This is a genomic window from Burkholderia catarinensis, assembly GCF_001883705.2.
Classification (GTDB): Bacteria; Pseudomonadota; Gammaproteobacteria; order Burkholderiales; family Burkholderiaceae; genus Burkholderia; species Burkholderia catarinensis.
On the sequence record NZ_MDEQ02000048.1, the window covers coordinates 1 to 23,617 of the forward strand.

Annotated in this window: 36 protein-coding genes and 1 pseudogene; 2 read left to right on the plus strand and 35 right to left on the minus strand. The window is 61.6% G+C overall.

Features of this window, described 5'->3' with window-relative positions; genetic code table 11:
• The 3 genes and pseudogenes from BFF94_RS36145 to BFF94_RS36155 form a co-directional block, all read right to left on the minus strand.
• A pseudogene (locus tag BFF94_RS36145) lies at positions 1 to 735 on the minus strand (c-type cytochrome biogenesis protein CcsB); the annotation flags it as partial.
• A gap of 4 nt (positions 736 to 739) precedes the next feature.
• Positions 740 to 2,956 carry a cytochrome c biogenesis protein ResB gene (locus BFF94_RS36150; RefSeq protein WP_219140426.1) on the minus strand — a complete coding sequence of 739 codons (2,217 nt, stop codon included), beginning with the start codon at positions 2,954 to 2,956 and terminating at the stop codon, positions 740 to 742.
• Between the two features lie 200 nt (positions 2,957 to 3,156).
• A complete protein-coding gene (locus tag BFF94_RS36155; protein WP_128845933.1) occupies positions 3,157 to 3,810 on the minus strand; it encodes a c-type cytochrome in 654 nt (217 codons plus the stop codon).
• 214 nt (positions 3,811 to 4,024) lie between these two features.
• Here BFF94_RS36155 and yihA point away from each other — a divergent pair, with 214 nt between their 5' ends.
• Together yihA and hemB are read left to right on the plus strand one after the other, a co-directional pair.
• Positions 4,025 to 4,684 carry a ribosome biogenesis GTP-binding protein YihA/YsxC gene (gene yihA, locus BFF94_RS36160; protein ID WP_128845930.1) on the plus strand — a complete coding sequence of 220 codons (660 nt, stop codon included), beginning with the start codon at positions 4,025 to 4,027 and terminating at the stop codon, positions 4,682 to 4,684.
• A 253-nt stretch (positions 4,685 to 4,937) separates the two neighbouring features.
• A complete protein-coding gene (gene hemB, locus BFF94_RS36165; RefSeq protein ID WP_128845927.1) occupies positions 4,938 to 5,936 on the plus strand; it encodes a porphobilinogen synthase in 999 nt (332 codons plus the stop codon).
• Positions 5,937 to 6,088: 152 nt separating this feature from the next.
• On the opposite strand, the gene dsbD is transcribed toward hemB, so the two are convergent.
• The 32 genes from dsbD to BFF94_RS36325 all read right to left on the minus strand — a co-directional run.
• Positions 6,089 to 7,930 carry a protein-disulfide reductase DsbD gene (dsbD, locus tag BFF94_RS36170; protein WP_219140427.1) on the minus strand — a complete coding sequence of 614 codons (1,842 nt, stop codon included), beginning with the start codon at positions 7,928 to 7,930 and terminating at the stop codon, positions 6,089 to 6,091.
• Positions 7,923 to 8,249: a divalent-cation tolerance protein CutA gene (cutA, locus tag BFF94_RS36175; protein ID WP_128841821.1), complete on the minus strand. Its 327-nt coding sequence runs from the start codon at positions 8,247 to 8,249 to the stop codon at positions 7,923 to 7,925. The genes dsbD and cutA overlap by 8 nt, the downstream gene beginning before the upstream one ends.
• 202 nt (positions 8,250 to 8,451) lie before the next feature.
• Entirely contained in the window at positions 8,452 to 8,847 is a 396-nt protein-coding gene (rplQ, locus tag BFF94_RS36180) for a 50S ribosomal protein L17 (protein WP_006477175.1), read from the minus strand.
• Positions 8,848 to 8,984: 137 nt separating this feature from the next.
• Positions 8,985 to 9,962, minus strand: coding sequence for a DNA-directed RNA polymerase subunit alpha (locus tag BFF94_RS36185; protein ID WP_006477176.1), 978 nt, complete (start codon positions 9,960 to 9,962; stop codon positions 8,985 to 8,987).
• 124 nt (positions 9,963 to 10,086) lie between these two features.
• Entirely contained in the window at positions 10,087 to 10,710 is a 624-nt protein-coding gene (gene rpsD, locus BFF94_RS36190) for a 30S ribosomal protein S4 (protein WP_128841822.1), read from the minus strand.
• A 154-nt stretch (positions 10,711 to 10,864) separates the two neighbouring features.
• Positions 10,865 to 11,266, minus strand: coding sequence for a 30S ribosomal protein S11 (rpsK, locus tag BFF94_RS36195; protein ID WP_004197937.1), 402 nt, complete (start codon positions 11,264 to 11,266; stop codon positions 10,865 to 10,867).
• Positions 11,267 to 11,294: 28 nt separating this feature from the next.
• Positions 11,295 to 11,660 (minus strand): 30S ribosomal protein S13, encoded by a 366-nt coding sequence (gene rpsM / locus BFF94_RS36200; RefSeq protein ID WP_128841823.1) that lies wholly within the window; start codon positions 11,658 to 11,660, stop codon positions 11,295 to 11,297.
• 38 nt (positions 11,661 to 11,698) lie between these two features.
• The gene (rpmJ, locus tag BFF94_RS36205; RefSeq protein WP_004199844.1) at positions 11,699 to 11,815 is read right to left on the minus strand and encodes a 50S ribosomal protein L36; all 117 of its coding nucleotides are present in this window, start codon (positions 11,813 to 11,815) and stop codon (positions 11,699 to 11,701) included.
• A 21-nt stretch (positions 11,816 to 11,836) separates the two neighbouring features.
• Positions 11,837 to 12,055 (minus strand): translation initiation factor IF-1, encoded by a 219-nt coding sequence (gene infA / locus BFF94_RS36210; RefSeq protein WP_004521905.1) that lies wholly within the window; start codon positions 12,053 to 12,055, stop codon positions 11,837 to 11,839.
• Between the two features lie 7 nt (positions 12,056 to 12,062).
• The gene (secY, locus tag BFF94_RS36215; RefSeq protein WP_006482915.1) at positions 12,063 to 13,412 is read right to left on the minus strand and encodes a preprotein translocase subunit SecY; all 1,350 of its coding nucleotides are present in this window, start codon (positions 13,410 to 13,412) and stop codon (positions 12,063 to 12,065) included.
• A 42-nt stretch (positions 13,413 to 13,454) separates the two neighbouring features.
• Positions 13,455 to 13,889 carry a 50S ribosomal protein L15 gene (gene rplO, locus BFF94_RS36220; RefSeq protein ID WP_128841824.1) on the minus strand — a complete coding sequence of 145 codons (435 nt, stop codon included), beginning with the start codon at positions 13,887 to 13,889 and terminating at the stop codon, positions 13,455 to 13,457.
• Between the two features lie 26 nt (positions 13,890 to 13,915).
• The gene (rpmD, locus tag BFF94_RS36225; RefSeq protein WP_050454145.1) at positions 13,916 to 14,098 is read right to left on the minus strand and encodes a 50S ribosomal protein L30; all 183 of its coding nucleotides are present in this window, start codon (positions 14,096 to 14,098) and stop codon (positions 13,916 to 13,918) included.
• 15 nt (positions 14,099 to 14,113) lie between these two features.
• On the minus strand, positions 14,114 to 14,632 hold the full coding sequence (gene rpsE / locus BFF94_RS36230) for a 30S ribosomal protein S5 (protein ID WP_006752931.1): 519 nt from the start codon (positions 14,630 to 14,632) through the stop codon (positions 14,114 to 14,116).
• 14 nt (positions 14,633 to 14,646) lie between these two features.
• The gene (rplR, locus tag BFF94_RS36235; RefSeq protein WP_006477183.1) at positions 14,647 to 15,012 is read right to left on the minus strand and encodes a 50S ribosomal protein L18; all 366 of its coding nucleotides are present in this window, start codon (positions 15,010 to 15,012) and stop codon (positions 14,647 to 14,649) included.
• Positions 15,013 to 15,024: 12 nt separating this feature from the next.
• Positions 15,025 to 15,555, minus strand: a complete 531-nt coding sequence (gene rplF, locus BFF94_RS36240; protein WP_128841825.1) for a 50S ribosomal protein L6 — start codon at positions 15,553 to 15,555, stop codon at positions 15,025 to 15,027.
• Positions 15,556 to 15,573: 18 nt separating this feature from the next.
• Complete coding sequence (gene rpsH, locus BFF94_RS36245; protein WP_006477185.1) at positions 15,574 to 15,969, minus strand: 30S ribosomal protein S8; 396 nt, start codon at positions 15,967 to 15,969, stop codon at positions 15,574 to 15,576.
• Between the two features lie 14 nt (positions 15,970 to 15,983).
• The gene (gene rpsN / locus BFF94_RS36250; RefSeq protein WP_006482884.1) at positions 15,984 to 16,289 is read right to left on the minus strand and encodes a 30S ribosomal protein S14; all 306 of its coding nucleotides are present in this window, start codon (positions 16,287 to 16,289) and stop codon (positions 15,984 to 15,986) included.
• Between the two features lie 7 nt (positions 16,290 to 16,296).
• Positions 16,297 to 16,836: a 50S ribosomal protein L5 gene (gene rplE, locus BFF94_RS36255; protein WP_006477186.1), complete on the minus strand. Its 540-nt coding sequence runs from the start codon at positions 16,834 to 16,836 to the stop codon at positions 16,297 to 16,299.
• 16 nt (positions 16,837 to 16,852) lie between these two features.
• Complete coding sequence (gene rplX, locus BFF94_RS36260; RefSeq protein WP_128841826.1) at positions 16,853 to 17,161, minus strand: 50S ribosomal protein L24; 309 nt, start codon at positions 17,159 to 17,161, stop codon at positions 16,853 to 16,855.
• Between the two features lie 9 nt (positions 17,162 to 17,170).
• Positions 17,171 to 17,539, minus strand: a complete 369-nt coding sequence (rplN, locus tag BFF94_RS36265) for a 50S ribosomal protein L14 (RefSeq protein ID WP_128841827.1) — start codon at positions 17,537 to 17,539, stop codon at positions 17,171 to 17,173.
• Positions 17,540 to 17,848: 309 nt separating this feature from the next.
• Complete coding sequence (rpsQ, locus tag BFF94_RS36270; RefSeq protein WP_047899582.1) at positions 17,849 to 18,121, minus strand: 30S ribosomal protein S17; 273 nt, start codon at positions 18,119 to 18,121, stop codon at positions 17,849 to 17,851.
• Positions 18,118 to 18,312, minus strand: a complete 195-nt coding sequence (gene rpmC, locus BFF94_RS36275; RefSeq protein WP_006400652.1) for a 50S ribosomal protein L29 — start codon at positions 18,310 to 18,312, stop codon at positions 18,118 to 18,120. Before rpmC ends, rpsQ begins: the two co-directional genes overlap by 4 nt.
• A gap of 9 nt (positions 18,313 to 18,321) precedes the next feature.
• Positions 18,322 to 18,738, minus strand: coding sequence for a 50S ribosomal protein L16 (gene rplP, locus BFF94_RS36280; RefSeq protein ID WP_006752927.1), 417 nt, complete (start codon positions 18,736 to 18,738; stop codon positions 18,322 to 18,324).
• A 2-nt stretch (positions 18,739 to 18,740) separates the two neighbouring features.
• A complete protein-coding gene (gene rpsC / locus BFF94_RS36285; RefSeq protein ID WP_006482899.1) occupies positions 18,741 to 19,541 on the minus strand; it encodes a 30S ribosomal protein S3 in 801 nt (266 codons plus the stop codon).
• A gap of 11 nt (positions 19,542 to 19,552) precedes the next feature.
• Entirely contained in the window at positions 19,553 to 19,882 is a 330-nt protein-coding gene (gene rplV / locus BFF94_RS36290; protein WP_114175686.1) for a 50S ribosomal protein L22, read from the minus strand.
• Positions 19,883 to 19,894: 12 nt separating this feature from the next.
• Positions 19,895 to 20,170, minus strand: coding sequence for a 30S ribosomal protein S19 (gene rpsS, locus BFF94_RS36295; protein WP_004199273.1), 276 nt, complete (start codon positions 20,168 to 20,170; stop codon positions 19,895 to 19,897).
• A 10-nt stretch (positions 20,171 to 20,180) separates the two neighbouring features.
• Complete coding sequence (rplB, locus tag BFF94_RS36300; RefSeq protein WP_006482900.1) at positions 20,181 to 21,008, minus strand: 50S ribosomal protein L2; 828 nt, start codon at positions 21,006 to 21,008, stop codon at positions 20,181 to 20,183.
• A 2-nt stretch (positions 21,009 to 21,010) separates the two neighbouring features.
• On the minus strand, positions 21,011 to 21,325 hold the full coding sequence (gene rplW, locus BFF94_RS36305) for a 50S ribosomal protein L23 (RefSeq protein ID WP_128841828.1): 315 nt from the start codon (positions 21,323 to 21,325) through the stop codon (positions 21,011 to 21,013).
• Positions 21,322 to 21,942, minus strand: a complete 621-nt coding sequence (rplD, locus tag BFF94_RS36310; RefSeq protein WP_006477192.1) for a 50S ribosomal protein L4 — start codon at positions 21,940 to 21,942, stop codon at positions 21,322 to 21,324. Before rplD ends, rplW begins: the two co-directional genes overlap by 4 nt.
• On the minus strand, positions 21,942 to 22,592 hold the full coding sequence (rplC, locus tag BFF94_RS36315; protein WP_124501695.1) for a 50S ribosomal protein L3: 651 nt from the start codon (positions 22,590 to 22,592) through the stop codon (positions 21,942 to 21,944). The genes rplD and rplC overlap by 1 nt, the downstream gene beginning before the upstream one ends.
• A 178-nt stretch (positions 22,593 to 22,770) precedes the next feature.
• Positions 22,771 to 23,082 (minus strand): 30S ribosomal protein S10, encoded by a 312-nt coding sequence (gene rpsJ, locus BFF94_RS36320; RefSeq protein WP_004199280.1) that lies wholly within the window; start codon positions 23,080 to 23,082, stop codon positions 22,771 to 22,773.
• A gap of 286 nt (positions 23,083 to 23,368) precedes the next feature.
• The coding region (locus BFF94_RS36325) for an EF-Tu C-terminal domain-related protein (protein ID WP_219140428.1) at positions 23,369 to 23,617 on the minus strand (249 nt) is incomplete at its 5' end.

The window sequence follows — 23,617 nt, forward strand, 5'->3', positions numbered from 1 at the left end:
CTGGATCTGCTGCGCATCGCGCGCGACCGAGTACCACATCAGGAAGCCGACCGCCGCGCTGATGACCAGCAGCACGAACGCGCCGAGCGCGCGCGTGCCGTAGTGACCTTCGTAATACAGGTAGAGCAGCGCGGTGATCAGGCTGAACAGGACGAACACCTCGTAGAGGTTCGACACGGGGATATGTCCGACGTCGGCACCGATCAGGTAGGACTCGTACCAGCGCACCATCAGCCCCGTGAAGCCCATCAGCACGGCGGCCCACGTGAGCTTCTGGCCGATCGCGGCCCCTGTTTCCGAGCGGGCGAGCAAGCCGATCCAGTAGAAGATCGTCGCGAGCACGAACAGCGCGCTCATCCACAGGATCGCCGACTGGCTCGACAGGATGTACTTGAGGAAGAACGCCGAATCGGCGCGCGCGAGATCGCCCTGGTAGATCTGGATCGACAGCAGCGACAGCACGGCGATCGACGCCATCGTCAGCCGGGCGGGCTTCCAGCGCCAGCCGAGCGCGATGAGCGCCGGCACGGTGCCGATCATCACCGCCTTGTCGTAGTAATCCATGTGCGCGTTGTAGTGCACGAACGCATAGCCCGCGCCTACCACGAGCGCCAGCGCGAACAGCCAGTCGACCAGCGACAGGCGCGCGAGGAACGGACGGTCGTCGAACAGCGGCGACGAGATCGGCGCCTGGGCCGACGCCGCACGGGAAGAGGAAACTTGCGTGAGATCCATGATGTTACCGGGTGGAATTCTCGGAATCGGAACCGCCGCCGGCAGGCGGGCGGGCCGTCGATGCCGCACCGGCGGGCGCGGCGTCGCGAGGTGCGGCGCGCAAGGCGACGCCGGCCGCGTCGCGCGTCTGCACGAATTCTTTCTCGAAATCGAAGGTCCTGCGGGCCGTGGACATCGCCATCACCACATCGACGCCCGAACCGGCATCCTTGAGCCAGAACCAGAGGCGCCGCTCGCGCACGTAGAACATCGAGAAGATGCCGGCGACCAGCAGCAGGCTGCCAAGATACACCAGATTCTTGCCGGGTGCGCGCGTCAGCTGAAATACCGAAGCTTGCACCTGCTTGAATGAGTCAAGTTGCAGATAGACGGGCGATCCATACAGAAAGCTGTCGGATAGCGCATTGATCGCGTTCTGTACGAACCGGATCGTGTCGGTGCCCTGCTGGGCGGCCGGCTCGCCGGCACGCTCGCGCGCGATCTGCCAGACCTCCCACATCGAGCCTTCGAGCATCCGCAGCAGCAGGCTCGCGGCCTTCTCCTGCTCGGCCTTCGGCACCGAGCGGTCGATGAACGTCGCCACCGCCTGGAAGCCGCCGATCGGCTGGCCGTCGGCGCCGCGGCCACCGCTGTCGTCGCTCGCCGCAAAAAGGGTCAGCACCTTGGATGCGCTGTCCTGCAGGCGGCCGCGCAGCGATGCGTCGGTGCCCGGCAGCGAACGCCGCGCGAAGCGCGCGGCGGCTTCGGTGCGCACGGCCGGATCCTCGAGCGCGGCGCGCACGCGCATCCATTCGCCGATCGAATCCTGGCTGTCGGCCGGGATCCGCATGTAGCGGAACGGATCGTTCGGGCTCGCGCGCACGCCGGCGAGGAACACGCGCTCGCCGTTCATGTCGACGGGCAGCATGTAGTTGTTGAATTCGCGCGCCTGGCCGTCCTTGCCGCGGATCTTGTATTGCACGGACGGGCCGATGTTGTGGAGCTGCGTCGGCTTCGACGTCTTCGCACCCGAGCCGAGGCGTTCGTCGAACGCTTGCTTCAGCGACTCCGTCTTCGCGACGCCGCGCACATCCGGCTTGCCGTTCGCGTCGGCCATGTTCTCGACGTTGATCGCACGGAAATCGGAGAACTCGACCGTGTCGCCGTCGGCGCCCGGCATCTGCAGCGGCGCCGAACTGCCGATCGTGCCCTGCACGGGGAAGGTCTTCGCGATGCCGCCCGTCATCGGGTAGGCCGTCATCTGCATCTGCGAGCCGCCGTCCTGGAAGCTCGACTGGTAGATCGACACGCCCTTGTACGTGAACGGCTTGTTGACCTCGACGCGTGCCGGAATCTTCTTGCCGGTCTCGCGATCGATCACGACGATGTCGCTCGCGAACAGCTTCGGCATGCCCGTCGTGTAGTAGTCGACGATGAACTTGTTGAGCTGGATCGAGAACGGCAGATCCTGGATCAGCGAGCCGCTCGGCTGGTTCAGGATCGCGGTCGACACGAACTGGCCCTCGGGCACCCACGCATAGCCGCGGAACGTCGGGTTCGACGCGGACAGGCGATGGTCGGGCGAGATCTCGCTGATCGACGCGCTCGTGTTGACCGGGCTCTTGCCGAACATCCACATCTGGAATTTGATCGGCAGGTTGCTGTCGAGCAGGCCGCCGATACAGATCACGACGATCGCGAGGTGCGCGGAGATGTAACCCCACTTGGTCAGCGCGCCGCGCTTCGCGGAGATCAGCGTCGCGCCGTCGGTTTCACGCACGACGTGCTTGTAGCCGGCCTTGGTGACGAACGTGACGAGCGTCGCCGCAACGGTCGCGCGCGTACCGGAAGCCGCGTACTCGGCCTTGTGGTGGAACGCGCGCAGGCTGCCTTCGCGGACCTTGTCCTTCCAGCTCTTCGCATCGGCGAGCATCTTTGGCGCGTTGCGGATCACGCACAGCGAGATCGACGTGACGAGGAAGATCAGGATCAGCATGAACCACCACGCGCTGTACACGTTGTACAGGCCGAGCGAGCGGAAGATATCCGCCCAGAACGGCCCGAACTGGTTCACGTAGTTCGGATACGGATCGTCCTGGGTCAGGACCGTGCCGATGATGCTCGCAATCGACAGCACCACCAGCAGCGCAATCGCGAAGCGCATCGAGCTCAGCAGCTCGACCGCGCGCTTCGGCGCACCCTGACCAGACTTCGACTGCAACCCCGACGTGGTAACGCTCATTCAAACTCCGACTTAGGGGAAACAGCCCCCACGTTCACTTTATTCGCTGCCCCCGAGGGGGTGGCCAGCACTCTTGGGACGACCCGGCGAGTGCCGACAAAAAAGGGCGAGGCAACCGCAATGGTGCGGCGCCCCACCCTTTTCTTGTTCTGACTCCGGCCGCCTTTCGGCGCCCGGTCATTCCATTCGCGACCGGCCGCTCAACGCAGGCCCGCGATGTAATCCGCGACGGCCTTGATCTCGGTATCCGACAGCCGCGAAGCGATCTGATGCATTGCCTCGTTGTTGTTGCGCGCACCAGCCCCTTGCTGGAACGCGGTCAACTGCGCGACCGTGTAATCGGCCCATTGCCCCGACAGACGCGGGTACTGGACCGGGATCCCCTGCCCTGTCGGCCCGTGGCAGCTCGCGCAGGCGGGCACGCCCTTCTCCGAGATGCCGCCGCGATAGATCTTCTGGCCGACCGGCACGGTCGCCGCATCGCGTGCGGTGCCGAGCTTCGTCGTCTGCGACCCGTAGTATGCGGCGACGTTGCGCATGTCGTCCGCACTCAGCGCGCTCGCGAATCCGACCATCACCGCGTTGGTACGCACCGGCCCCTTCGCGCCCGGCTGCGCCTTGAAGTCGTTCAACTGCTTGACCAGATATTCGGGATGCTGGCCGGCAAGCTTCGGGAAACTGCCCGACGCGCTATTGCCGTCGGCGCCGTGACACGACGCGCAGACCTGCCCGGCAATCGCCTTGCCACGGTCGAGATCCGGCTTTGCCGCCTCCGCCGCGTTTGCCTCCGCTACGAAACCTACGAACCCTGCTGCAACCTGAAGCACCATCAGAGACTTGCACAGTCGATTCATTCGCACACCCTGTTTCGTCTTGTGGGAATTTGAGGTTCTGCAAAAAACGACGGCGACCAGTCTACCGCAGAAGCCACATAAAAGCGCGAGGCAGGCGCCCGGTGGCCTTCGGCAAAACCGTCGTATTGTACAATATCGTGTTGAAAGCTCCCGCGCCTATCGGGGCTACCCCGCCTCCACCAAGCGGCTCGCGCCGCCCGTCCTTCCGGTTCCCATGGCCTTTCTGCTCCATCAAGCCCGCTTCTACACGACCGTCAACCATCTGCGCGACTTGCCGCCGACGGTACAGCCGGAAATCGCGTTCGCGGGCCGCTCGAATGCCGGCAAGTCGACGGCGATCAACGTGCTGTGCAACCAGAAGCGGCTGGCCTTCGCATCGAAGACCCCCGGCCGCACGCAGCATATCAATTACTTCTCCGTCGGCCCGGCCGCCGAGCCCGTCGCGAATCTCGTCGACCTGCCCGGCTATGGCTACGCGGAAGTGCCCGGTGCCGCAAAGGCACACTGGGAAATGCTGCTGTCGTCCTACCTCGCGACCCGCTCGCAGCTCTGCGGCCTGATCCTGATGATGGATTCGCGCCGTCCGCTGACCGACCTCGATCGCCGCATGATCGAGTGGTTCACGCCGACCGGCAAGCCGATCCATACGCTGCTGACGAAGTGCGACAAATTGACGCGGCAGGAAAGCATCAATGCGCTGCGGACCACGCAAAAGGGGCTCGATGCGTATCGCGACCAGGGCGTCCAGGGCAAGCTGACGGTCCAGCTGTTCTCCGCGCTGAAGCGCACGGGGCTCGACGAGGCGCACGAGTTGATCGAGAGCTGGCTGCGGCCGTCCGTCGCCGACGAAAATAGCGAGCCTGTAGCACAATGATCGGGCAACGCGCGGCCGGGATCGGCGGCGCGCACCTGACGGCGCCTGCGGATTCGGCCGGCTCATAAAAAAACCCGCCGTTTAACGGCGGGTCAAACAGCCTAATCGAAAAACGACAGGCACCCGCTCAGGGAGGAGAAGCGGGGAGCTGCACGCGACGCGTGCCGCTCGATCGCTATCATATACCAACGCTCCCAAAAATCACCTAAGGGTTCCGTAAGGTCCTTACCGCCCTGATTTCTGCCAAATCGCCATGAGCTTCCATCCGCTTCATCGTCCGCGCCGGATGCGCCGCGACGACTTCTCCCGCCGCCTGATGCGCGAAAACCGCCTGACCACCGACGACCTGATCTATCCGGTGTTCGTCGTCGAAGGCACCAACGAACGGCAGCCGGTGTCGTCGATGCCCGGCGTCGAGCGCGTGTCCGTCGATCTGCTGATGCATGTCGCCGAGCAATGCGTCGAACTCGGCGTGCCCGTGCTGTCGCTGTTCCCGGCCATCGAGCCGTCGCTGAAAACGCCTGACGGCCGCGAAGCAGCCAATCCGGAAGGCCTGATCCCGCGTGCGGTACGCGAGCTGAAGAAGCGCTTCCCCGAGCTCGGCGTGCTGACCGACGTCGCGCTCGATCCGTACACGAGCCACGGCCAGGACGGCGTGCTCGACGAGAGCGGCTATGTGATCAACGACGACACGATCGAGATCCTGGTCGAGCAGGCGCTTGCCCAGGCTGAAGCCGGCGTCGACATCGTCGCGCCGTCGGACATGATGGATGGCCGCATCGGCGCTGTCCGCGAGATGCTGGAAAGCGAAGGCCATGTCCACACGCGCATCATGGCCTATTCGGCCAAGTTCGCGTCGGCGTTCTACGGCCCGTTCCGCGACGCGGTCGGCTCGGTGTCCAACCTGGGCAAGGGCAACAAGATGACCTACCAGATGGATCCGGCGAATAGCGACGAAGCGCTGCGCGAAGTGCGCCTCGACATCGACGAAGGCGCCGACATGGTGATGGTCAAGCCCGGCATGCCGTATCTCGACATCGTGCGCCGCGTGAAGGACGAGTTCCGCTTCCCGACCTATGTGTACCAGGTGAGCGGCGAATACGCGATGCTGAAGGCCGCAGCAATGAACGGCTGGCTCGACCACGACAAGGTCGTGCTCGAATCGCTGCTCGCGTTCAAGCGCGCGGGTGCCGATGGGGTGCTCACGTACTTCGCGCTCGACGCCGCGCGTCTGCTGAAAGCGCAACGCTGATCGCACGCCCGCAGGCGGAAAGACAAACGGCGGACACCTCGGTGTTCCGCCGTTTTTTGTTGGCCGTCGATCGGGGCCGTCCGACGGCGTCGAGCGTCAGCTCATGCCGCGCGAGCACCCCGGTTCGCCACCGGCACGCCCGACGAACACCGTCATACCGTCGGGACCGCAGCCCGATCGAGGCTGCGCAGGAACGTCTCGGCCGCCTGATAGCCGACCACACGCCCGATTTCGTTGCCGCTGCGATCGAAGAAGATGATGCCCGGCGGCCCGAACAGGTTGAAACGCTTGAGCAGCGCCTGGTCGTCCGGATTGTTCGCGGTGACATCCGCGCGCACGAGGTGAAGCTTCGCGAGCCGCGCCTGCACGCGCGCGTCGGTAAACGTCAGATGCTCCATCTCCTTGCAGCTCACGCACCAGTCGGCGTAAAAATCGAGCATCACGGGCTGGCTCGACGCCTTCAGCAGCGCGTCGAGTTCGCCGCTGGAGCGCACCGATGCGAACGCGGGCCCGTCCTGCGCGGCGGCCGCCGCAGCGCCGCCCGACGCAGCCGTGCGCGCCGCGAGCACGGCCAGCGGCTTGACGGGATCGGTCGATCCCGCGGCCAGGCCGACGAGCAGCGTTGCCGCCCAGATCGCGAGCGCGGCACCCACACCGCGCCCAAGACGGCGCCAGATCGACGCGGCACCGGCATTCGGCGTGAACAGGCCGAGCGCCGCGGCCGCGATAAGCAGCCACAACGCGGCGAGCACCATCTTCAGACCGCCCGCAAGCACGGGCCACACGATCCACAGCGCGGCCGCGAGCAGCACGATGCCGAAGAACACCTTCACGCCGTCCATCCATGCGCCTGCGCGCGGCAGCACCGTCCCGGCACCCACGCCGACGACGAGCAGCGGTACGCCGAGCCCCAGTCCCATCGCGAACAGCGCCGCACCGCCGAGCAACGCATTGCCGGTGTGCGCGATAAAGGCGAGCACCGCGAACAGCGGCGCCGTCATGCATGCGCCGACGACCAGCGCCGACAATGCGCCCATCGCCGCGACCGCCAGGAAGTGGCCGCCCTGGCGCGCGCTCGAGGCCTCGGCCGCGCCGTTCTGCCAGCGTGCGGGCAGCGCGATGTCCTTGCCCGAAATCAGCGACACCGCGAACGCGGTCAGCAGCACGCCGAACGCGCCGAGCACCCATGGATTCTGCAGCCACGCGCCGAGACTCTGGCCGACCAGCGCCGCGGCAATGCCGAGTACCGTGTAGACCAGCGCCATGCCGACCACGTAGGTCAGCGACAGCGCAAAGCCGCGCGCATGCGTCGCGCGCGTGCCCTGGCCGATGATGATCGCGGACATGATCGGAATCATCGGGTACGAGCAGGGCAGGAGGCTCAGCACGACGCCCGCGACGAAGTACAGTGCGACGATCGTGAAGAAGCCGTGCCCTTCGAGCAACGACTGCGCAAAATCGGCGCTCGTGACCTTGTCGAACCAGCTGCCCGCGGCAGCCGTTTCGCCGGACGACGATGCGGCGGCGCCGAGCGCGGCGCTGTCGACCTTCACCACGTGCTCGGCCGGCGGATAGCAGATGCCCTCGTCCGCGCACCCCTGCGACGTCACGGCGAGCTCGAACGGCCCCGCCGCCTGCTTGACGGGCACGTGAACCACGACCTCGTCACGATAGGTCTCGACGTTCTTCTGGAACGTCTGGTCGAACTTCACGTGGCCGGCCGGGAACTGCGGTTCGCCGAGCGTCGCCTGCCCGCTCTTCACCGCGAACGCGAACCGCTCGCGATACAGGTAATAGCCGTTGGCGACCTTGAAGCGGACGTCCACCTGTCCCGGCGATTCGCTCGCACTGAACTTGAACGCAACCGACGGATCGAGGAAATCGTCGGCCGCACGCGCGACCGACAGGCCGCCCAGCACGAGCACGAACGACAACAGGACTGCAAGGAACCGCAGCGCGCGCACGCGCACGGGAAGCGCCATACCGTTAAACATGAAATAGACGTTGAGTTTCGCTGGTCACCCACTGACCGTACGCGGCCGATGCCGTCGCCTGCCAGGAGACGATTTCAGGCGTCTCGTAAGGGTGATGCGCGAGAATAAATCGTTCCAGTTCGAGCGCCCGCACGGGGCTCGTCTTGAACAGCAACTGGATCTCGTCGGCCGTTTCGACCTTGCCCTGCCAGTGATAGCGCGACTTGATCGCACCGAGCTCCGACACGCACGCAGCAAGCCGCGCGTCGAGCGCGCCGTCGGTGAGCGCGGTGGCCGTCGCCGCATCGGGCACCGTCGTCAGCATCAGCACCACTATCATCCGCCCCCTCCTGGCTGGTCTACCGGCTCCTGCCGACGCGGGTTGCCCACCAGGGGACCACGCCAGCTGCCTCGTATCGTAGCGCAGCCCGAGCAACGCTGCCGGCATCGGCCTGCGACAATCGATCGCAGCCGGCATCTCAAAAACAAAAAGGGCCAAGCAATCGCTCGGCCCCTTTCAGATACTGCTGCGTACCGGAAGCTTATTCAGCTTCTTGCACGTTTTCCGTTTCGTCGACTTCCGGACGATCGAGCAGCTCGACCAGTGCCATCGGTGCGTTGTCGCCAACGCGGAAGCCGAACTTCAGCACGCGCAGGTAGCCGCCCGGACGGTTCGCGAAACGCGGACCGAGCACGTCGAACAGCTTCGCCACCGAGTCACGATCGCGCAGGCGGTTGAACGCCAAGCGACGGTTTGCCAGCGACGGCTTCTTGCCGAGCGTGATCAGCGGCTCGACGACTTTACGGAGTTCCTTCGCCTTCGGCAGCGTCGTCTTGATGACTTCGTGCTCGATCAACGAGTTGGACATGTTACGGAGCATAGCCAGACGGTGGCTGCTCGTGCGGTTCAGTTTCCGCAGACCATGACGATGGCGCATTTCAGTTTCCTTGATTCAAAGTTTTGATCCAGCTCTTCTATCGCACCTCGAAGGGTGCACGGGCCGGTAGCGAAAAAAGCAAGATGCGGATTTTAAAGGAAAATCCGCATCTTTGCCAACTACAGCAACAACCGGGCTTACTTGTCGAGACCAGCCGGCGGCCAGTTCTCGAGCTTCATGCCCAGCGTGAGACCGCGCGAAGCGAGCACTTCCTTGATCTCGTTGAGCGACTTGCGACCGAGGTTCGGCGTCTTCAGCAGCTCGTTTTCCGTGCGCTGGATCAGGTCGCCGATGTAGTAGATGTTCTCGGCCTTCAGGCAGTTCGCCGAACGAACCGTCAGCTCGAGATCGTCCACCGGACGCAGCAGGATCGGATCGATCTGCGGTGCACGCGACGGCGCTTCGGCTGCCGTTTCCGTGCCTTCCAGTGCCGCGAACACGGACAGCTGGTCGACCAGGATGCGGGCCGATTGACGGATCGCTTCTTCCGGAGTGATCACGCCGCTCGTCTCGATGTTCATCACGAGCTTGTCGAGGTCGGTACGCTGCTCGACACGTGCGCTTTCGACAGCGTAGCTCACGCGGCGAACCGGCGAGAACGATGCGTCGAGGACGATGCGGCCGATGATCTTGGCCGTGTCTTCGCCGTAGCGACGGACGTTGCCGGGCACGTAGCCGCGACCCTTTTCGATCTTGATCTGAACGTCGAGCTTGCCGCCCTTCGACAGGTGCGCAATCACGTGATTCGGGTTGATGACTTCGCAATCGTGAGCCAGCTCGATATCGCCGGCCGTCACGACGCCTTCACCTTCCTTGCGCAGCGTAACCGTCACTTCGTCACGGTTATGCAGCTTGAACACCACGCCCTTCAGGTTCAGCAGCAAGTTGACGACGTCCTCTTGCACGCCATCAAGCGTCGAGTACTCGTGCACCACGCCTGCGATCGTGACTTCGGTCGGCGCGTAGCCAACCATCGACGACAGCAGCACGCGGCGAAGCGCATTGCCCAAGGTATGGCCGTAACCGCGTTCGAACGGTTCCATGACCACCCTCGCGTGGTTCTCGCCAAGCGATTCCACGGCGATGATCTTGGGTTTCAGCAAACTGGTTTGCATGGGCTTTCCTTTTCAATACCCTCGGCTCGTTACACCGATAAGGCTGACCGGTAACAACCAGAAAATAAACAGCCGAGGCCCCTCCTTGCGCAACGCAATCGGGGGACCTCGGCCGTCAATCGGATTAACGCGAATACAATTCGACGATCAGGCTTTCGTTGATATCGCCTGCGATGTCAACGCGTTCCGGCATTTGCTTGAACGTACCTTCGAACTTCTTCGCATCGACTGCAACCCAGCTCGGCATGCCGCCTTGCTCGGCCAGCGACAGCGATTCGACGATACGAGCCTGCTTCTTCGCCTTTTCACGGATCGCGACGATGTCACCCGCCTTCACTTGCTGCGACGGGACGTTCGCGACGACGCCGTTCACGGTGATCGACTTGTGGCTCACGAGCTGACGCGCTTCAGCGCGGGTCGAACCGAAGCCCATGCGATACACGACGTTGTCGAGGCGCGACTCGAGCAGTTGCAGCAGGTTTTCACCCGTGTTGCCCTTGCGGCGGTCGGCTTCAGCGAAGTAACGACGGAACTGACGCTCCAGCACGCCGTAGATACGCTTGACCTTCTGCTTTTCGCGCAGCTGCGTACCGTAGTCGGACGTACGCGCGCCCGAGGTACGGCCGTGCTGACCCGGCTTGCTGTCGAGCTTGCACTTGTCGGCGAGCGAACGGCGTGCGCTCTTCAGGAACAGGTCGGTGCCTTCACGGCGGGACAGCTTGGCCTTGGGGCCGATATAACGTGCCACTTTGCATTCCTCTATCAATCAGTCACGCGGATCTAAATCCGCGCTAGTTCGCGCCCTTTGGGGCGAACGGTGGGCTTAGTCAATCAAAAAAGCAACGCCCGTCGACGCTACGCGGCGACAGGCAATGTGCTAGCACGAACGTGCCAGCACATCTTTAGATACGACGACGCTTCGGCGGACGGCAGCCGTTGTGCGGAATCGGGGTGACGTCCGAAATCGCGGTGATCTTGATGCCGAGGCCGTGCAGTGCACGCACTGCCGACTCACGACCCGGGCCCGGGCCCTTGATCCGCACTTCCAGATTCTTCACGCCGTATTCCATCGCGACGCGGCCAGCCGACTCGGCTGCGACCTGAGCAGCGAACGGCGTCGATTTGCGCGAGCCCTTGAAGCCCTGGCCGCCCGACGTCGCCCATGCCAGTGCGTTGCCTTGGCGATCGGTGATCGTGATGATCGTGTTGTTGAACGACGCGTGAACGTGAACCACGCCTTCAGCGACGTTCTTCTTAACCTTCTTGCGAACGCGTTGCGCCGCGGTGTTCGAAGCCTTAGCCATTACGTTTTCCTGTAACTGTCAGTTCCGCTTACTTCTTCAGCGCTTGCGCTGCACGACGCGGACCCTTGCGAGTACGTGCGTTCGTACGCGTACGCTGACCGCGCATCGGCAGGCCCTTGCGATGACGAACACCACGGTAGCAACCGAGGTCCATCAAGCGCTTGATGTTCATCGTCACTTCACGGCGCAGATCGCCTTCGACGACAAACTTGCCCACTTCTTCACGCAGCTTTTCCAAGTCTGCGTCGGTCAAGTCCTTGACCTTCTTCGAAAAATCGACGCCAGCTGCCGCGCAGATGCTGCGCGAACGGGTGCGGCCGACACCGAAGATCGCCGTCAGGCCAATCTCGGTATGCTGGTGATTCGGGATGTTAACCCCTGCGATACGAGCCATTGTTTTTCCTCAAACAAAAAGCGCAAACAAACGCGCGGTCAGCCTTGGCGCTGCTTGTGGCGCGGATCCGAGCTGCAGATCACGCGAACGACGCCTTTGCGCTTGATGATCTTGCAATTGCGGCAAATGCGCTTAACCGATGCCATCACTTTCATGATAATACCCTTTTTTTCAAATCACTTCGCCCGGAACACGATCCGCGCACGAGACAGATCGTAAGGCGTCAACTCGACCGTCACCTTGTCGCCCGGGAGAATGCGGATGTAGTGCATCCGCATTTTTCCGGAGATATGCCCCAACACGACATGGCCGTTTTCCAGCTTCACACGGAAGGTCGCATTCGGGAGGTTTTCGATCACCTCACCCTGCATCTGGATTACATCGTCTTTGGCCATAGTCCTATTAACGCATCGGGATGTTGCCGCCCTTGAAGTTTGCCTTCTTGAGCAGCGACTCATACTGTTGCGACATAACGTACGACTGCACCTGCGCCATAAAGTCCATCGTGACGACGACAATGATCAGCAGCGACGTTCCACCAAAATAAAACGGCACGTTCCAGCGCAGCACCAGGAATTCCGGCAGCAGACACACGAAGACGATGTAGATCGCACCGGCCAGCGTCAGACGCGTGAGGATGCGGTCGATATATCGTGCGGTCTGATCGCCCGGACGGATGCCCGGAACAAACGCGCCGCTCTTCTTCAGGTTGTCTGCGGTTTCCCTGCTGTTGAACACCAGTGCGGTGTAGAAGAAGCAGAAAAACACGATTGCCAGCGTGTACAGCAGCACATAGACCGGCTGGCCCGGCTTCAGCGCTTCCGCAACGTTATGCAACGTATTGGAAATCCAGCTTCCCGTCGGCTGACCGGTACTGAACCAGCCGAGAATCGTTGCCGGGAACAGAATGATCGACGATGCGAAGATCGGCGGAATCACGCCCGACATGTTCAGCTTCAGCGGCAGGTGCGACGACTGCCCACCGTAGATCTTGTTACCGACCTGGCGCTTCGCGTAGTTCACGAGAATCTTGCGCTGACCGCGTTCGATGAACACGACCAGATAAGTCACCGCGGCAATCAGAACGACGATGATAATCGCCGAAATGATGCTCATCGAACCCGTACGCACCAGCTCGAACAACCCACCGACGGCATTCGGGAACCCTGCTGCGATCCCGCCGAAGATGATGATCGAGATACCGTTGCCCAGACCTCGCTCGGTAATCTGCTCGCCGAGCCACATCAGGAACATCGTACCGGTAACCAGCGTCACGACCGTCGTCAGACGGAACAGCATGCCGGGATCGGTGACGAGGCCCGGCTGGTTTTCCAGCGCAGCCGCGATACCGAACGCCTGGAAGGTCGCGAGCACCACGGTGAAATACCGCGTGTACTGCGTGATCTTCCGTTGCCCTGCCTGCCCTTCCTTCTTCAGCGCTTCGAGCTGCGGCGAAACGATCGCCAGCAACTGCATGATGATCGACGCCGAAATGTACGGCATGATCCCCAGCGCAAAGATCGTGAAGCGGGAAAGCGCGCCACCCGAGAACATGTTGAACATGCCCAGGATGCCACCCGCCTGGCTCTGGAACAGCTTAGCCAGTTGATCCGGATCGATGCCCGGCACGGGAATGTGCGCGCCGATGCGATAGACGATCAGCGCCAGGAGCAGGAACATCGCTCGCCGACGCAGATCGCCGAATTTCGCCGTGCTTCGACCGGGTTTTGCAAGACTCGGGCTGTTAGCCAAGTACCTTCTCCGATGAATGCAAGTGACGACGCGCTACGCGTGTCACTCGGCGAACGAACCGCCAGCCGCTTCGATCGCAGCGCGCGCACCCTTGGTGGCACCGAGACCCTTCACGACGATCTTGCGCTTCAGTTCGCCCGTCGCGATGATCTTTGCGCTCCGCGTCAGCTCGCCGACCAGGCCGGCTTGCTTCAGTGCGAGCAGATCGATCTCATCGACCGGCAGCTTCTCGAGGTCGCCCAGGCGCACTTCACCGACGAATTCCTTCGTCAGCGACGTGAAGCCGCGCTTCGGCAGACGACGTTGCAGAGGCATCTGACCGCCTTCGAAACCGACTTTGTGGAAGCCGCCCGAACGCGATTTCTGACCCTTGTGACCACGGCCAGCCGTCTTGCCGAGGCCCGAACCGATGCCACGACCGACGCGACGCTTGGCGTGCTTTGCACCAGCGGCCGGCTTCAGGTTATTCAATTCCATATCAACTCCTTGATCCGTAGGGCCGCTTACGCGATGACCTTAACGAGGTACGAGACCTTGTTGATCATGCCGCGGACCGCCGGCGTGTCCTGCAGCTCGCTGACCGAGTTGAGTCGGCGCAGGCCCAGGCCACGCACGGTCGCGCGGTGCGTTTCGCGGGTCCCGATCAGGCTCTTAACGAGCTGAACCTTGACAGTTTTTTCAGACATGGTGACCACCCGGGCTTAGCCCAAAATATCTTCGACGGACTTGCCGCGCTTCGCCGCGATGTCTGCCGGGGTGGACTGCTTGCGCAGGCCGTCCAGCGTGGCGCGAACGAGGTTGTACGGGTTCGTCGAACCGTGGCTCTTCGCCACGACGTTCTGAACGCCCATCACGTCGAACACTGCGCGCATCGGGCCGCCGGCGATCACGCCCGTACCTGCCTTCGCCGGAGCGAGGAGGACGGCCGATGCACCGTGCTTGCCGTGCACTTCGTGCTGCAGCGTGCCGTTCTTGAGCGGCACCTTGAACATGTTGCGACGAGCTTGTTCCATTGCCTTCTGGACAGCGACCGGCACTTCCTTCGCCTTGCCCTTGCCCATACCGATGCGGCCATCGCCGTCGCCAACCACGGTCAGTGCGGCGAAGCCGAGAATACGGCCACCCTTCACGACCTTGGTCACGCGGTTGACCGAAATCATCTTTTCACGAAGGCCGTCGTCGCGCTCGTCAGCCTGAACTTTCGCTTGCATCTTTGCCATGACGAATTCCTTCCTTAGAACTTGAGCCCAGCTTCGCGAGCTGCCTCAGCCAGCGCCTTGACGCGGCCATGGTAGCGGAAGCCCGAGCGGTCGAAGGCGACGGATTCGATGCCGGCGGCCTTTGCCTTCTCGGCAATACGCTTGCCGATCAGCGTCGCAGCATTAACGTTGCCACCCTTGCCCGACTTGTCGGCGAGCTCGGCGCGCACTTCTGCTTCGAGCGTCGACGCGCTTGCGAGCACCTTGGTGCCGCAGGGCGAGAACACTTGAGCGTAGATGTGCGTGTTCGTGCGATGCACGGCGAGACGCGCGACCTGAAGCTCAGCGATCTTGATACGCGTCTGGCGAGCGCGGCGCAGGCGAGATTGAGTCTTATCCATGATTGCGCACCCTTACTTCTTCTTCGTTTCTTTGAGGATCACAACCTCGTCGGAATAACGCACGCCCTTGCCCTTGTACGGCTCCGGCGGACGGTAACCGCGAACTTCCGCAGCTACTTGACCGACTTGTTGCTTGTTGATCCCCTTGATCACGATTTCGGTTTGCGTCGGGGTTTCAGCCTTGATGCCTTCCGGCATCTGGTGCACCACCGGGTGCGAGAAACCCAGCGACAGGTTCAGCTTGTCGCCTTGCGCTTGTGCACGGTAACCGACGCCAACCAGCGTCAGCTTGCGCTCGAAACCCTTGGTCACGCCGTGCACGGCATTCGCGATGATCGCGCGCATCGTGCCCGACAGTGCATTTGCTTCGCGGCTTTCGTCGACCGGCGACAGATTCAGCGCGCCGTCGTTGTTCGCCACGTTCACGAGCGGATTGATCGCTTGCGTGATGGTGCCCAGCGGGCCCTTGACGGTGATCGCACCGTCGGCCAGCTTGACTTCCGCGCCTTGCAGCGCGATCGGGCTCTTACCTACTCGAGACATGTTTCTCTCTCCTCGGCTTTAAGCGACGTAGCAGATGACTTCGCCGCCGACGCCGGTAGCGCGCGCCTTGCGGTCCGTCATCACGCCCTTCGGCGTCGACACGATAGCCACACCGAGGCCATTCATGACCTGCGGAATGTCGTTACGGCCGCGGTACACGCGCAGGCCAGGCTTCGACACGCGCTCGAGGCGTTCGATGACCGGGCGGCCCGCGTAGTACTTCAGCGCGATATTCAGTTCGGACTTCGCACCTTCCGCCTTAACAGCGAAATCGTCGATATAACCTTCGTCCTTGAGGACTTGCGCGATTGCAACCTTGACCTTCGACGAGGGCATCGCGACCGATACCTTCTCGACCATCTGCGCGTTGCGGATGCGAGTCAGCATATCGGCGATAGGATCACTCATGCTCATTTACGTTTCTCCTATTACCAGCTCGCCTTGGTCAGGCCAGGAATCTCGCCACGGAATGCGATTTCACGAATCTTGTTACGCGCGAGGCCGAATTTGCGGAACGTGCCACGCGGACGGCCCGTGATCGCGCAGCGGTTACGCTGGCGGGTCGGGTTTGCGTTGCGGGGCAGTTGCTGCAGTTCAAGGCGTGCTTCGTAGCGCTCTTCTTCCGACTTGCTTTGGTCTTCGACGATCGCCTTCAGCGCTTCGCGCTTTGCTGCGAACTTCGCGACCAGGCGGGCGCGCTTCTTTTCACGTTCGATCAGTGCCAGTTTAGCCACGGTAACCTCAGTTTCTGAACGGGAACTTGAAGCTGGCGAGCAGAGCCTTTGCTTCGTCGTCGGTCTTCGCAGTCGTCGTGATGCTGATGTTCAGCCCACGCAGTGCGTCGATCTTGTCGTAGTCGATTTCGGGGAAAATGATCTGCTCTTTCACACCGATGTTGTAGTTGCCACGGCCATCGAAAGCACGACCCGACACGCCGCGGAAGTCACGCACGCGGGGCAGGGCAACGGTCACGAAGCGGTCGAGGAATTCGTACATCGCCTGGCCACGCAGCGTCACCATCGCGCCGATGGGGTAACCCTGGCGGATCTTGAAGCCTGCGATTGCCTTGCGCGCCTTCGTCACGACCGGCTTCTGACCAGCGATCTTCGTGAGGTCGCCAACGGCGTTCTCGATGATCTTCTTGTCAGCGATCGCTTCGCCAAGACCCATGTTCAGCGTGATCTTGGTGATGCGCGGCACTTCCATGACCGACTTGTAACCGAACTTCTCGATCAGGCCGGGCACAACCTTTTCTTTGTAAAACTCTTGAAAACGAGCCATTTTTTACTCCGCTGCGTCAGGCGCTCAGTACGGCACCGGTCGTCTTCAGGAAGCGAACCTTCTTGCCTTCCTCGACCTTGATGCCAACACGCGACGCCTTGCCATTCGCGTCGACCAGTGCGACGTTCGAAATATGCAGGGGCATCGTCTTCGCTTCCACGCCGCCCGTCGTACCCTTCATCGGGTTCGGCTTCACATGCTTCTTGACGAGGTTGATACCCTCAACCGTCACATGTTCAGCACCGACAGCCAGCACGACGCCGCGCTTGCCCTTGTCCTTGCCGGTGACAATGATTACTTCGTCACCCTTGCGAATCTTGTTCATCGCGACTCCTTACAGCACTTCCGGCGCCAGCGAAACGATCTTCATGAATCGTTCGCTACGCAGCTCACGCGTCACCGGCCCGAAGATACGGGTGCCGATCGGCTCGAGCTTGTTATTCAAAAGCACAGCGGCGTTGCCGTCGAACTTGATCAGCGAGCCGTCTTGACGGCGAACACCCTTGGCGGTGCGGACCACCACGGCGTTGTAAATTTCGCCTTTCTTCACGCGCCCGCGCGGCGTTGCCTCTTTGACGGTCACCTTGATGATGTCGCCAATGCCGGCATAACGACGCTTCGAGCCGCCGAGCACCTTGATGCACAGGACTTCACGTGCACCCGTGTTGTCGGCTACTTCGAGCCGAGATTCGGTCTGGATCATGGTTTGTCTTTCCCAACTTAATCCGGATGCACCACCATGATGCATTCGGTCAGTCTTGGTCCCGTCAGCCAATCGGCTGCTTGGGTTGGAACAGCAGCGACGGCAAACGAAACCCGCCATCGCAATTCGGTGAATCTTTCGGACAGGCTGGCGCCAGTCCGCTTCCCCCACCAACTTCGCCCGCGACGGGGCTCCCATAAAGAGGGAAGACCAGGATTATAACAAATAACCCTGGTCACGCAAGCAAAAACTTTGCGATTTCAAGCACTTCGTGGAGAAGCGCTTGTCACTGCCTACTGCACCGCCCGCTTAGATGACGCGAGCGGCCTCGACGAGGCGCGACACCGCCCAGGCCTTCGTCTTCGAAACAGGACGAGTTTCCTGGATTTCGACGAGATCGCCTTCGTTGCAGGTGTTCGCTTCATCGTGCGCATGGTACTTCTTCGAGCGCACGACATACTTGCCGTAGATCGGGTGCTTGACGCGGTGCTCGATCAGCACGGTGACGGTCTTGTCCATCTTGTTGCTGACGACCCGACCGACCAGCGTCCGCTTCAGCGAGGTTTTCACGCTATCGTTCATTTCTGGTTCGCCTTCTGAGTCATGACGGTCCGCACACGTGCGATGTCGCGACGAACCTTCTTCAGCTGGCTCGTGTTCGTGAGCTGCTGGGTCGCGAGTTGCATGCGCAGGCCGAATTGCGCCTTCAGCAGGTCCGCCAGCTCCTTGTTGAGCGCGGCCTGGTCTTTCTGGAGAAGTTCGGAAGCCTTCATATTTTCTCCTTAGGCGCCGAGCTGGCGCACGATGAACGCCGTCTTGAGCGGCAGCTTGGCTGCAGCCAGACGGAACGCTTCGCGTGCCAGTTCTTCGGTTACGCCGTCCATTTCATAGAGCATCTTGCCCGGCTGAATCTCGGCGACGTAGTACTCCGGGTTACCCTTACCGTTACCCATACGCACTTCGGCCGGCTTCTGCGAAATCGGCTTGTCCGGGAAAATCCGGATCCAGATGCGGCCGCCACGCTTGATGTGACGCGTCATTGCACGACGCGCCGCTTCAATTTGACGTGCGGTCAAACGACCGCGACCGATCGCCTTCAGGCCGAAATCACCGAACGACACTGCGTTGCCGCGCGTCGCCTTGCCGGTGTTACGACCCTTCTGCTCTTTACGATACTTCCTGCGTTTCGGTTGCAGCATCGTTATTCTCCAGTCTTGCCGTCTTCGGGCTTGCCGGCGCCACGGCGCGGTGCGCCACGGCGAGCACCCGGAGCGCCGCCTTCGCCGTCACGGCGCGGACGACGGTCGCCCGGACGCGCATTGCGACGCGGACGCTTGTCTTCGGCTACTTCTTCCACCACCGGCGCGTCGTTGCGGCCGAGCGTGTCACCCTTGTACACCCACACCTTGACGCCGATGATCCCGTAGGTCGTCTTCGCTTCCGAAGTCGCGTAGTCGATGTCGGCACGCAGCGTGTGAAGGGGCACGCGACCTTCGCGATACCACTCCGTACGTGCGATTTCGATACCGTTCAGACGGCCTGCGCTCATGATCTTGATGCCCTGGGCACCCAGACGCATCGCGTTCTGCATCGCACGCTTCATCGCGCGACGGAACATGATCCGGCGCTCGAGCTGTTGCGTGATCGAGTCAGCGATCAGCTGAGCATCGGTTTCCGGCTTGCGGATCTCTTCGATGTTGACGTGAACCGGCACGCCCATGCGGCGTTGCAGTTCCGTCTTCAGCTGTTCGATATCCTCGCCCTTCTTGCCGATGACCACACCCGGACGCGAGCTGTAAATCGTGATGCGCGCGTTCTTCGCCGGACGCTCGATGACGACCCGACCGACCGAAGCGTTCTTCAGCTTCTTCTTCAGGTATTCACGAACACCGATGTCTTCCTGAAGCATCGCCGCGAAATTGTTGTTGTTCGCGTACCAACGCGAAGCCCAATTACGGCTGACGGCCAAGCGGAAGCCAGTCGGATGAATTTTCTGTCCCATCGTATGGCTCCTTAATTCCCGACCGTCACAGTGATGTGACAGGATTGCTTCTCGATGCGGTTACCGCGGCCCTTGGCGCGCGCGGTGAAACGCTTGAGCGATGCAGCCTTGTCGACGAAGATGCTCTTGATCTTGAGCTCGTCGATATCAGCGCCTTCGTTGTGCTCCGCATTCGCGATTGCCGACAGCACAACCTTCTTCACGATGCCAGCCGCCTTCTTCGGCGAGAACGTCAGAACGTTCAGCGCCTTGTCGACCGGCAAACCGCGGATCTGGTCAGCCACAAGGCGCGTTTTTTGCGCCGAGATGCGGGCACCGCGATGAATTGCTTTCACTTCCATCTTGATTGCCCCTTATTTCTTGGCCTTCTTGTCGGCTGCGTGACCCTTGAACGTACGGGTCAGTGCGAACTCGCCAAGCTTGTGGCCGACCATGTTTTCCGAGATGTACACCGGAACGTGTTGACGGCCGTTGTGAACAGCGATCGTCAGGCCGATGAAATCCGGCAGAATCGTCGAGCGACGCGACCAGGTCTTGATCGGTTTTTTGTCGCGCGAAGCTGCAGCCGCCTCAACTTTCTTCAGCAAATGGGCGTCGCAGAACGGACCTTTTTTAACAGAACGTGCCATTGCCTACTCCTTAACGCTTGTGACGGCGCTGGACGATCATCGTCGTCGTGCGCTTGTTGCTGCGGGTGCGGTAACCCTTAGCCGGCGTACCCCACGGGCTAACCGGATCGCGACCTGCAGCCGTCTTGCCCTCACCACCACCGTGCGGGTGATCGACCGGGTTCATCGCAACGCCACGCACCGTCGGGCGGATACCGCGCCAGCGGTTCGCGCCAGCCTTGCCGATCTGGCGCAGGCTATGCTCTTCGTTGCCGACTTCACCGATCGTTGCACGGCACTCGATGTGCACGCGGCGGATTTCGCCCGAACGCAGACGAACCTGCGCGTAGACGCCTTCGCGCGCCAGCAGCATGGCCGACGTACCAGCCGAACGCGCCATTTGCGCGCCCTTGCCCGGCAGCATCTCGATGCAGTGGATCGTCGTACCGACCGGAATGTTGCGGATCGGCAGCGTGTTGCCTGCACGGATCGGCGCTTCCGAACCCGACATCAGCTGTTGGCCGACGGTCAGGCCCTTCGGGGCGATGATGTAGCGACGCTCGCCGTCTGCGTAGAGCACCAGCGCGATGTTCGCGCTGCGGTTCGGGTCGTACTCGAGACGCTCGACCTTTGCCGGGATGCCATCCTTCGTGCGACGGAAATCGACGATACGATAGTGTTGCTTGTGACCACCACCCTTGTGACGCGTGGTGATGCGACCGTTGTTGTTACGGCCGGCGGTCGAGCTCTGCGAGTCGAGCAGTGCCGCGAACGGCTTGCCCTGGTGCAGGTTCTTGTTGACCACCTTGACCATCGCGCGGCGACCCGGCGAAGTCGGTTTAACTTTAACGATTGCCATGATTACTTGGCCTCCGCTTCAAAGTTGATTTCCTGGCCGGGCTTCAGGCAAACGTACGCCTTCTTCACGTCCTTGCGGCGACCCATCGAACGGCCAAAGCGCTTCTGCTTGCCCTTCTGAATCAGCACGTTGACGGAATCAACTTCGACCTTGAACAGCAGCTCGACAGCCGCCTTCACTTCCTGCTTCGTGGCATCCGGTGCGACTTCGAACACGACTTGCTCGTTCTTGTCGGCAACCAGCGTCGCCTTTTCCGAGATCACCGGTGCGAGCAGGACCTGCATCAAACGATGATCGTTCTTGCGAATCTCGCTCATGACAGCAACTCCTCGATCTGGGCGACCGCAGCCTTCGTGACCAGCACTTTCTTGAAGTAGATCAGCGACAGCGGGTCAGCGTAGCGCGGCTCGACAATTGCCACGTGCGGCAGGTTGCGCGAAGCCAGGTACAGGTTTTCGTCAACCGTGTCGGTGATGATCAGCACGGAGTCGAGACCCATGGTCTTGAATTTGTCGGCCAGCAGCTTGGTCTTCGGTGCTTCGAGGATGATGTCCTCGACGACCGACAGACGGCCTTCACGGGCCAGCTGCGAGAAGATCGAGCAGAGACCTGCGCGATGCATCTTCTTGTTGACCTTGTGCGAGAAGTTTTCTTCCGGCGAATTCGGGAAGATACGACCACCGCCACGCCACAACGGGCTCGACGACATACCGGCACGAGCGCGGCCCGTACCCTTCTGGCGCCACGGCTTCTTGGTCGTGTGCTTGACTTGCTCACGGTCCTTCTGTGCGCGGTTACCCTGGCGAGCATTCGCCTGGTAAGCGACGACGACCTGGTGGATCAGCGCTTCGTTGTAGTCACGACCGAACACGACGTCCGATGCGTTGACCACTGCACCTTCCTGACCATTTTCGTTCAGGAGCTTGAGTTCCATTATTTCGCCCCCTTGGTCTTGACGGCCGGCGTCACGAAGACTTTGCCGCCCTTCGCGCCCGGAATCGCACCCTTCACGAGCAGCAGCTTGCGCTCTGCGTCGATACGAGCGATTTCGAGGTTCTGCACCGTCACCGTAACGTCACCGAGGTGACCCGTCATGCGCTTACCCGGGAAAACGCGACCCGGATCCTGCGCCATACCGATCGAGCCCGGCACGTTGTGCGAGCGCGAGTTACCGTGCGTGGCACGGCCGGAGGAGAAGTTGTAACGCTTGATCGTACCGGCGTAGCCCTTACCGATCGACACGCCTTGCACGTCGACCTTCTGGCCTACTTCGAAAAGATCAGCACCGACCACGGCGCCATTCGACAGCTCAGCTGCCTTGGCCGCGTCAATGCGGAATTCCTTGAGGACTTCACCGGCTTCGACACCGGCTTTGGCGAGATGACCTGCCAGCGGCTTCGTCACGCGCGATGCGCGGCGGGAGCCGAATGCAACCTGCACGGCCGTGTAGCCGTCGGTTTCAACAGTCTTGATCTGCGTCACGCGGTTGTCCGACACGTCCAGCACGGTGACGGGAATCGAATCCCCTTCAGCCGTGAAGATACGGGTCATGCCAACCTTGCGACCTACGAGTCCAAGGCTCATCATTTTCTCCATTCCCGACTGCGATTGGTCGGGGCTGATTTACAAAATGCCGGGCACGCAAGGCCCAACTTTTTTTCGCGAATACACGAAAAGCCAAGCAGTATAGCCCGACTTCTCGATTTCCGCAAGCAATACAAAGACTTAGCGCCATCCGGCAAGCCGACCGGCACCGAAAGCCTTACTGCAGCTTGATTTCCACGTCGACGCCAGCCGGCAGATCGAGCTTCATCAGCGCGTCAACCGTCTTGTCGGTCGGATCGACGATGTCCATCAGGCGCTGGTGAGTACGGATTTCGAGCTGATCGCGCGACGTCTTGTTGACGTGCGGCGAACGCAGGATGTCAAAACGCTGAATGCGCGTCGGCAGCGGCACCGGGCCACGGACGATTGCGCCAGTCCGCTTCGCGGTATCGACGATCTCGGCAGCCGACTGATCGATCAGGCGATAGTCGAATGCCTTCAGGCGAATGCGGATTTTCTGTTGCTGCATGACGATTCCTTGAAAAGAGCGAGGCGATGTTGCATCGCCGAACACCAAAAGAACGTGAGACATGACGCCCGCGGGGAGCGAGGCACCAGATCCCAAATGGAACTTCCACTGCTAAGCCCGCGATTCTACACGAAATTCTGAAGTGGTGGTGCGGGTTTATCGATCCATGCAACAGGACGCCGGAAAAACAAAACCGGGTGCCAGCGTAAGCTGGACACCCGGTTTCGGCGGTACAACCGCATACCGCGGAATCGCGGACCCCGTCGGAGCCCGCGGATCGTCGATATTACTCGATGACCTTGGCGACGACGCCGGCGCCGACCGTACGGCCGCCTTCGCGAATCGCGAAGCGCAGACCTTCTTCCATCGCGATCGGTGCAATCAGCTTCACCGTGATCGACACGTTGTCGCCCGGCATCACCATTTCCTTGTCCTTCGGCAGCTCGATCGAGCCCGTCACGTCCGTCGTACGGAAGTAGAACTGCGGACGATAGTTGTTGAAGAACGGCGTGTGACGGCCGCCTTCATCCTTGCT

What these genes read in the sequence shown, in the direction of transcription:
- rpsQ (WP_047899582.1), bottom strand. Translation starts at nt 18,121, where the DNA reads ATGAACGATAGCGTGAAAACCTCGCTGAAGCGGACGCTGGTCGGTCGG.
- rplW (WP_128841828.1), bottom strand. Translation starts at nt 21,325, where the DNA reads ATGAGCGAGATTCGCAAGAACGATCATCGTTTGATGCAGGTCCTGCTC.
- yihA (WP_128845930.1), top strand. Translation starts at nt 4,025, where the DNA reads ATGGCCTTTCTGCTCCATCAAGCCCGCTTCTACACGACCGTCAACCAT.
- rplD (WP_006477192.1), bottom strand. Translation starts at nt 21,942, where the DNA reads ATGGAACTCAAGCTCCTGAACGAAAATGGTCAGGAAGGTGCAGTGGTC.
- rplP (WP_006752927.1), bottom strand. Translation starts at nt 18,738, where the DNA reads ATGCTGCAACCGAAACGCAGGAAGTATCGTAAAGAGCAGAAGGGTCGT.
- rpsE (WP_006752931.1), bottom strand. Translation starts at nt 14,632, where the DNA reads ATGGCAAAGATGCAAGCGAAAGTTCAGGCTGACGAGCGCGACGACGGC.
- rplO (WP_128841824.1), bottom strand. Translation starts at nt 13,889, where the DNA reads ATGGAATTGAATAACCTGAAGCCGGCCGCTGGTGCAAAGCACGCCAAG.
- rplR (WP_006477183.1), bottom strand. Translation starts at nt 15,012, where the DNA reads ATGGATAAGACTCAATCTCGCCTGCGCCGCGCTCGCCAGACGCGTATC.
- rpsK (WP_004197937.1), bottom strand. Translation starts at nt 11,266, where the DNA reads ATGGCTAAGGCTTCGAACACCGCGGCGCAACGCGTTCGCAAGAAGGTT.
- infA (WP_004521905.1), bottom strand. Translation starts at nt 12,055, where the DNA reads ATGGCCAAAGACGATGTAATCCAGATGCAGGGTGAGGTGATCGAAAAC.
- dsbD (WP_219140427.1), bottom strand. Translation starts at nt 7,930, where the DNA reads ATGTTTAACGGTATGGCGCTTCCCGTGCGCGTGCGCGCGCTGCGGTTC.
- rplB (WP_006482900.1), bottom strand. Translation starts at nt 21,008, where the DNA reads ATGGCAATCGTTAAAGTTAAACCGACTTCGCCGGGTCGCCGCGCGATG.
- rplN (WP_128841827.1), bottom strand. Translation starts at nt 17,539, where the DNA reads ATGATCCAGACCGAATCTCGGCTCGAAGTAGCCGACAACACGGGTGCA.
- BFF94_RS36155 (WP_128845933.1), bottom strand. Translation starts at nt 3,810, where the DNA reads ATGAATCGACTGTGCAAGTCTCTGATGGTGCTTCAGGTTGCAGCAGGG.
- rpmD (WP_050454145.1), bottom strand. Translation starts at nt 14,098, where the DNA reads ATGTCTGAAAAAACTGTCAAGGTTCAGCTCGTTAAGAGCCTGATCGGG.
- rplV (WP_114175686.1), bottom strand. Translation starts at nt 19,882, where the DNA reads ATGGAAGTGAAAGCAATTCATCGCGGTGCCCGCATCTCGGCGCAAAAA.
- rpsJ (WP_004199280.1), bottom strand. Translation starts at nt 23,082, where the DNA reads ATGCAGCAACAGAAAATCCGCATTCGCCTGAAGGCATTCGACTATCGC.
- rplQ (WP_006477175.1), bottom strand. Translation starts at nt 8,847, where the DNA reads ATGCGCCATCGTCATGGTCTGCGGAAACTGAACCGCACGAGCAGCCAC.
- rplE (WP_006477186.1), bottom strand. Translation starts at nt 16,836, where the DNA reads ATGGCTCGTTTTCAAGAGTTTTACAAAGAAAAGGTTGTGCCCGGCCTG.
- rpsM (WP_128841823.1), bottom strand. Translation starts at nt 11,660, where the DNA reads ATGGCTCGTATCGCAGGGGTTAACATCCCGAATCACCAGCATACCGAG.
- rpsC (WP_006482899.1), bottom strand. Translation starts at nt 19,541, where the DNA reads ATGGGACAGAAAATTCATCCGACTGGCTTCCGCTTGGCCGTCAGCCGT.
- BFF94_RS36185 (WP_006477176.1), bottom strand. Translation starts at nt 9,962, where the DNA reads ATGCAAACCAGTTTGCTGAAACCCAAGATCATCGCCGTGGAATCGCTT.
- rpsS (WP_004199273.1), bottom strand. Translation starts at nt 20,170, where the DNA reads ATGGCACGTTCTGTTAAAAAAGGTCCGTTCTGCGACGCCCATTTGCTG.
- rplF (WP_128841825.1), bottom strand. Translation starts at nt 15,555, where the DNA reads ATGTCTCGAGTAGGTAAGAGCCCGATCGCGCTGCAAGGCGCGGAAGTC.
- rpmC (WP_006400652.1), bottom strand. Translation starts at nt 18,312, where the DNA reads ATGAAGGCTTCCGAACTTCTCCAGAAAGACCAGGCCGCGCTCAACAAG.
- cutA (WP_128841821.1), bottom strand. Translation starts at nt 8,249, where the DNA reads ATGATAGTGGTGCTGATGCTGACGACGGTGCCCGATGCGGCGACGGCC.
- BFF94_RS36150 (WP_219140426.1), bottom strand. Translation starts at nt 2,956, where the DNA reads ATGAGCGTTACCACGTCGGGGTTGCAGTCGAAGTCTGGTCAGGGTGCG.
- rpsH (WP_006477185.1), bottom strand. Translation starts at nt 15,969, where the DNA reads ATGAGCATGAGTGATCCTATCGCCGATATGCTGACTCGCATCCGCAAC.
- rplC (WP_124501695.1), bottom strand. Translation starts at nt 22,592, where the DNA reads ATGAGCCTTGGACTCGTAGGTCGCAAGGTTGGCATGACCCGTATCTTC.
- rpmJ (WP_004199844.1), bottom strand. Translation starts at nt 11,815, where the DNA reads ATGAAAGTGATGGCATCGGTTAAGCGCATTTGCCGCAATTGCAAGATC.
- rplX (WP_128841826.1), bottom strand. Translation starts at nt 17,161, where the DNA reads ATGAACAAGATTCGCAAGGGTGACGAAGTAATCATTGTCACCGGCAAG.
- hemB (WP_128845927.1), top strand. Translation starts at nt 4,938, where the DNA reads ATGAGCTTCCATCCGCTTCATCGTCCGCGCCGGATGCGCCGCGACGAC.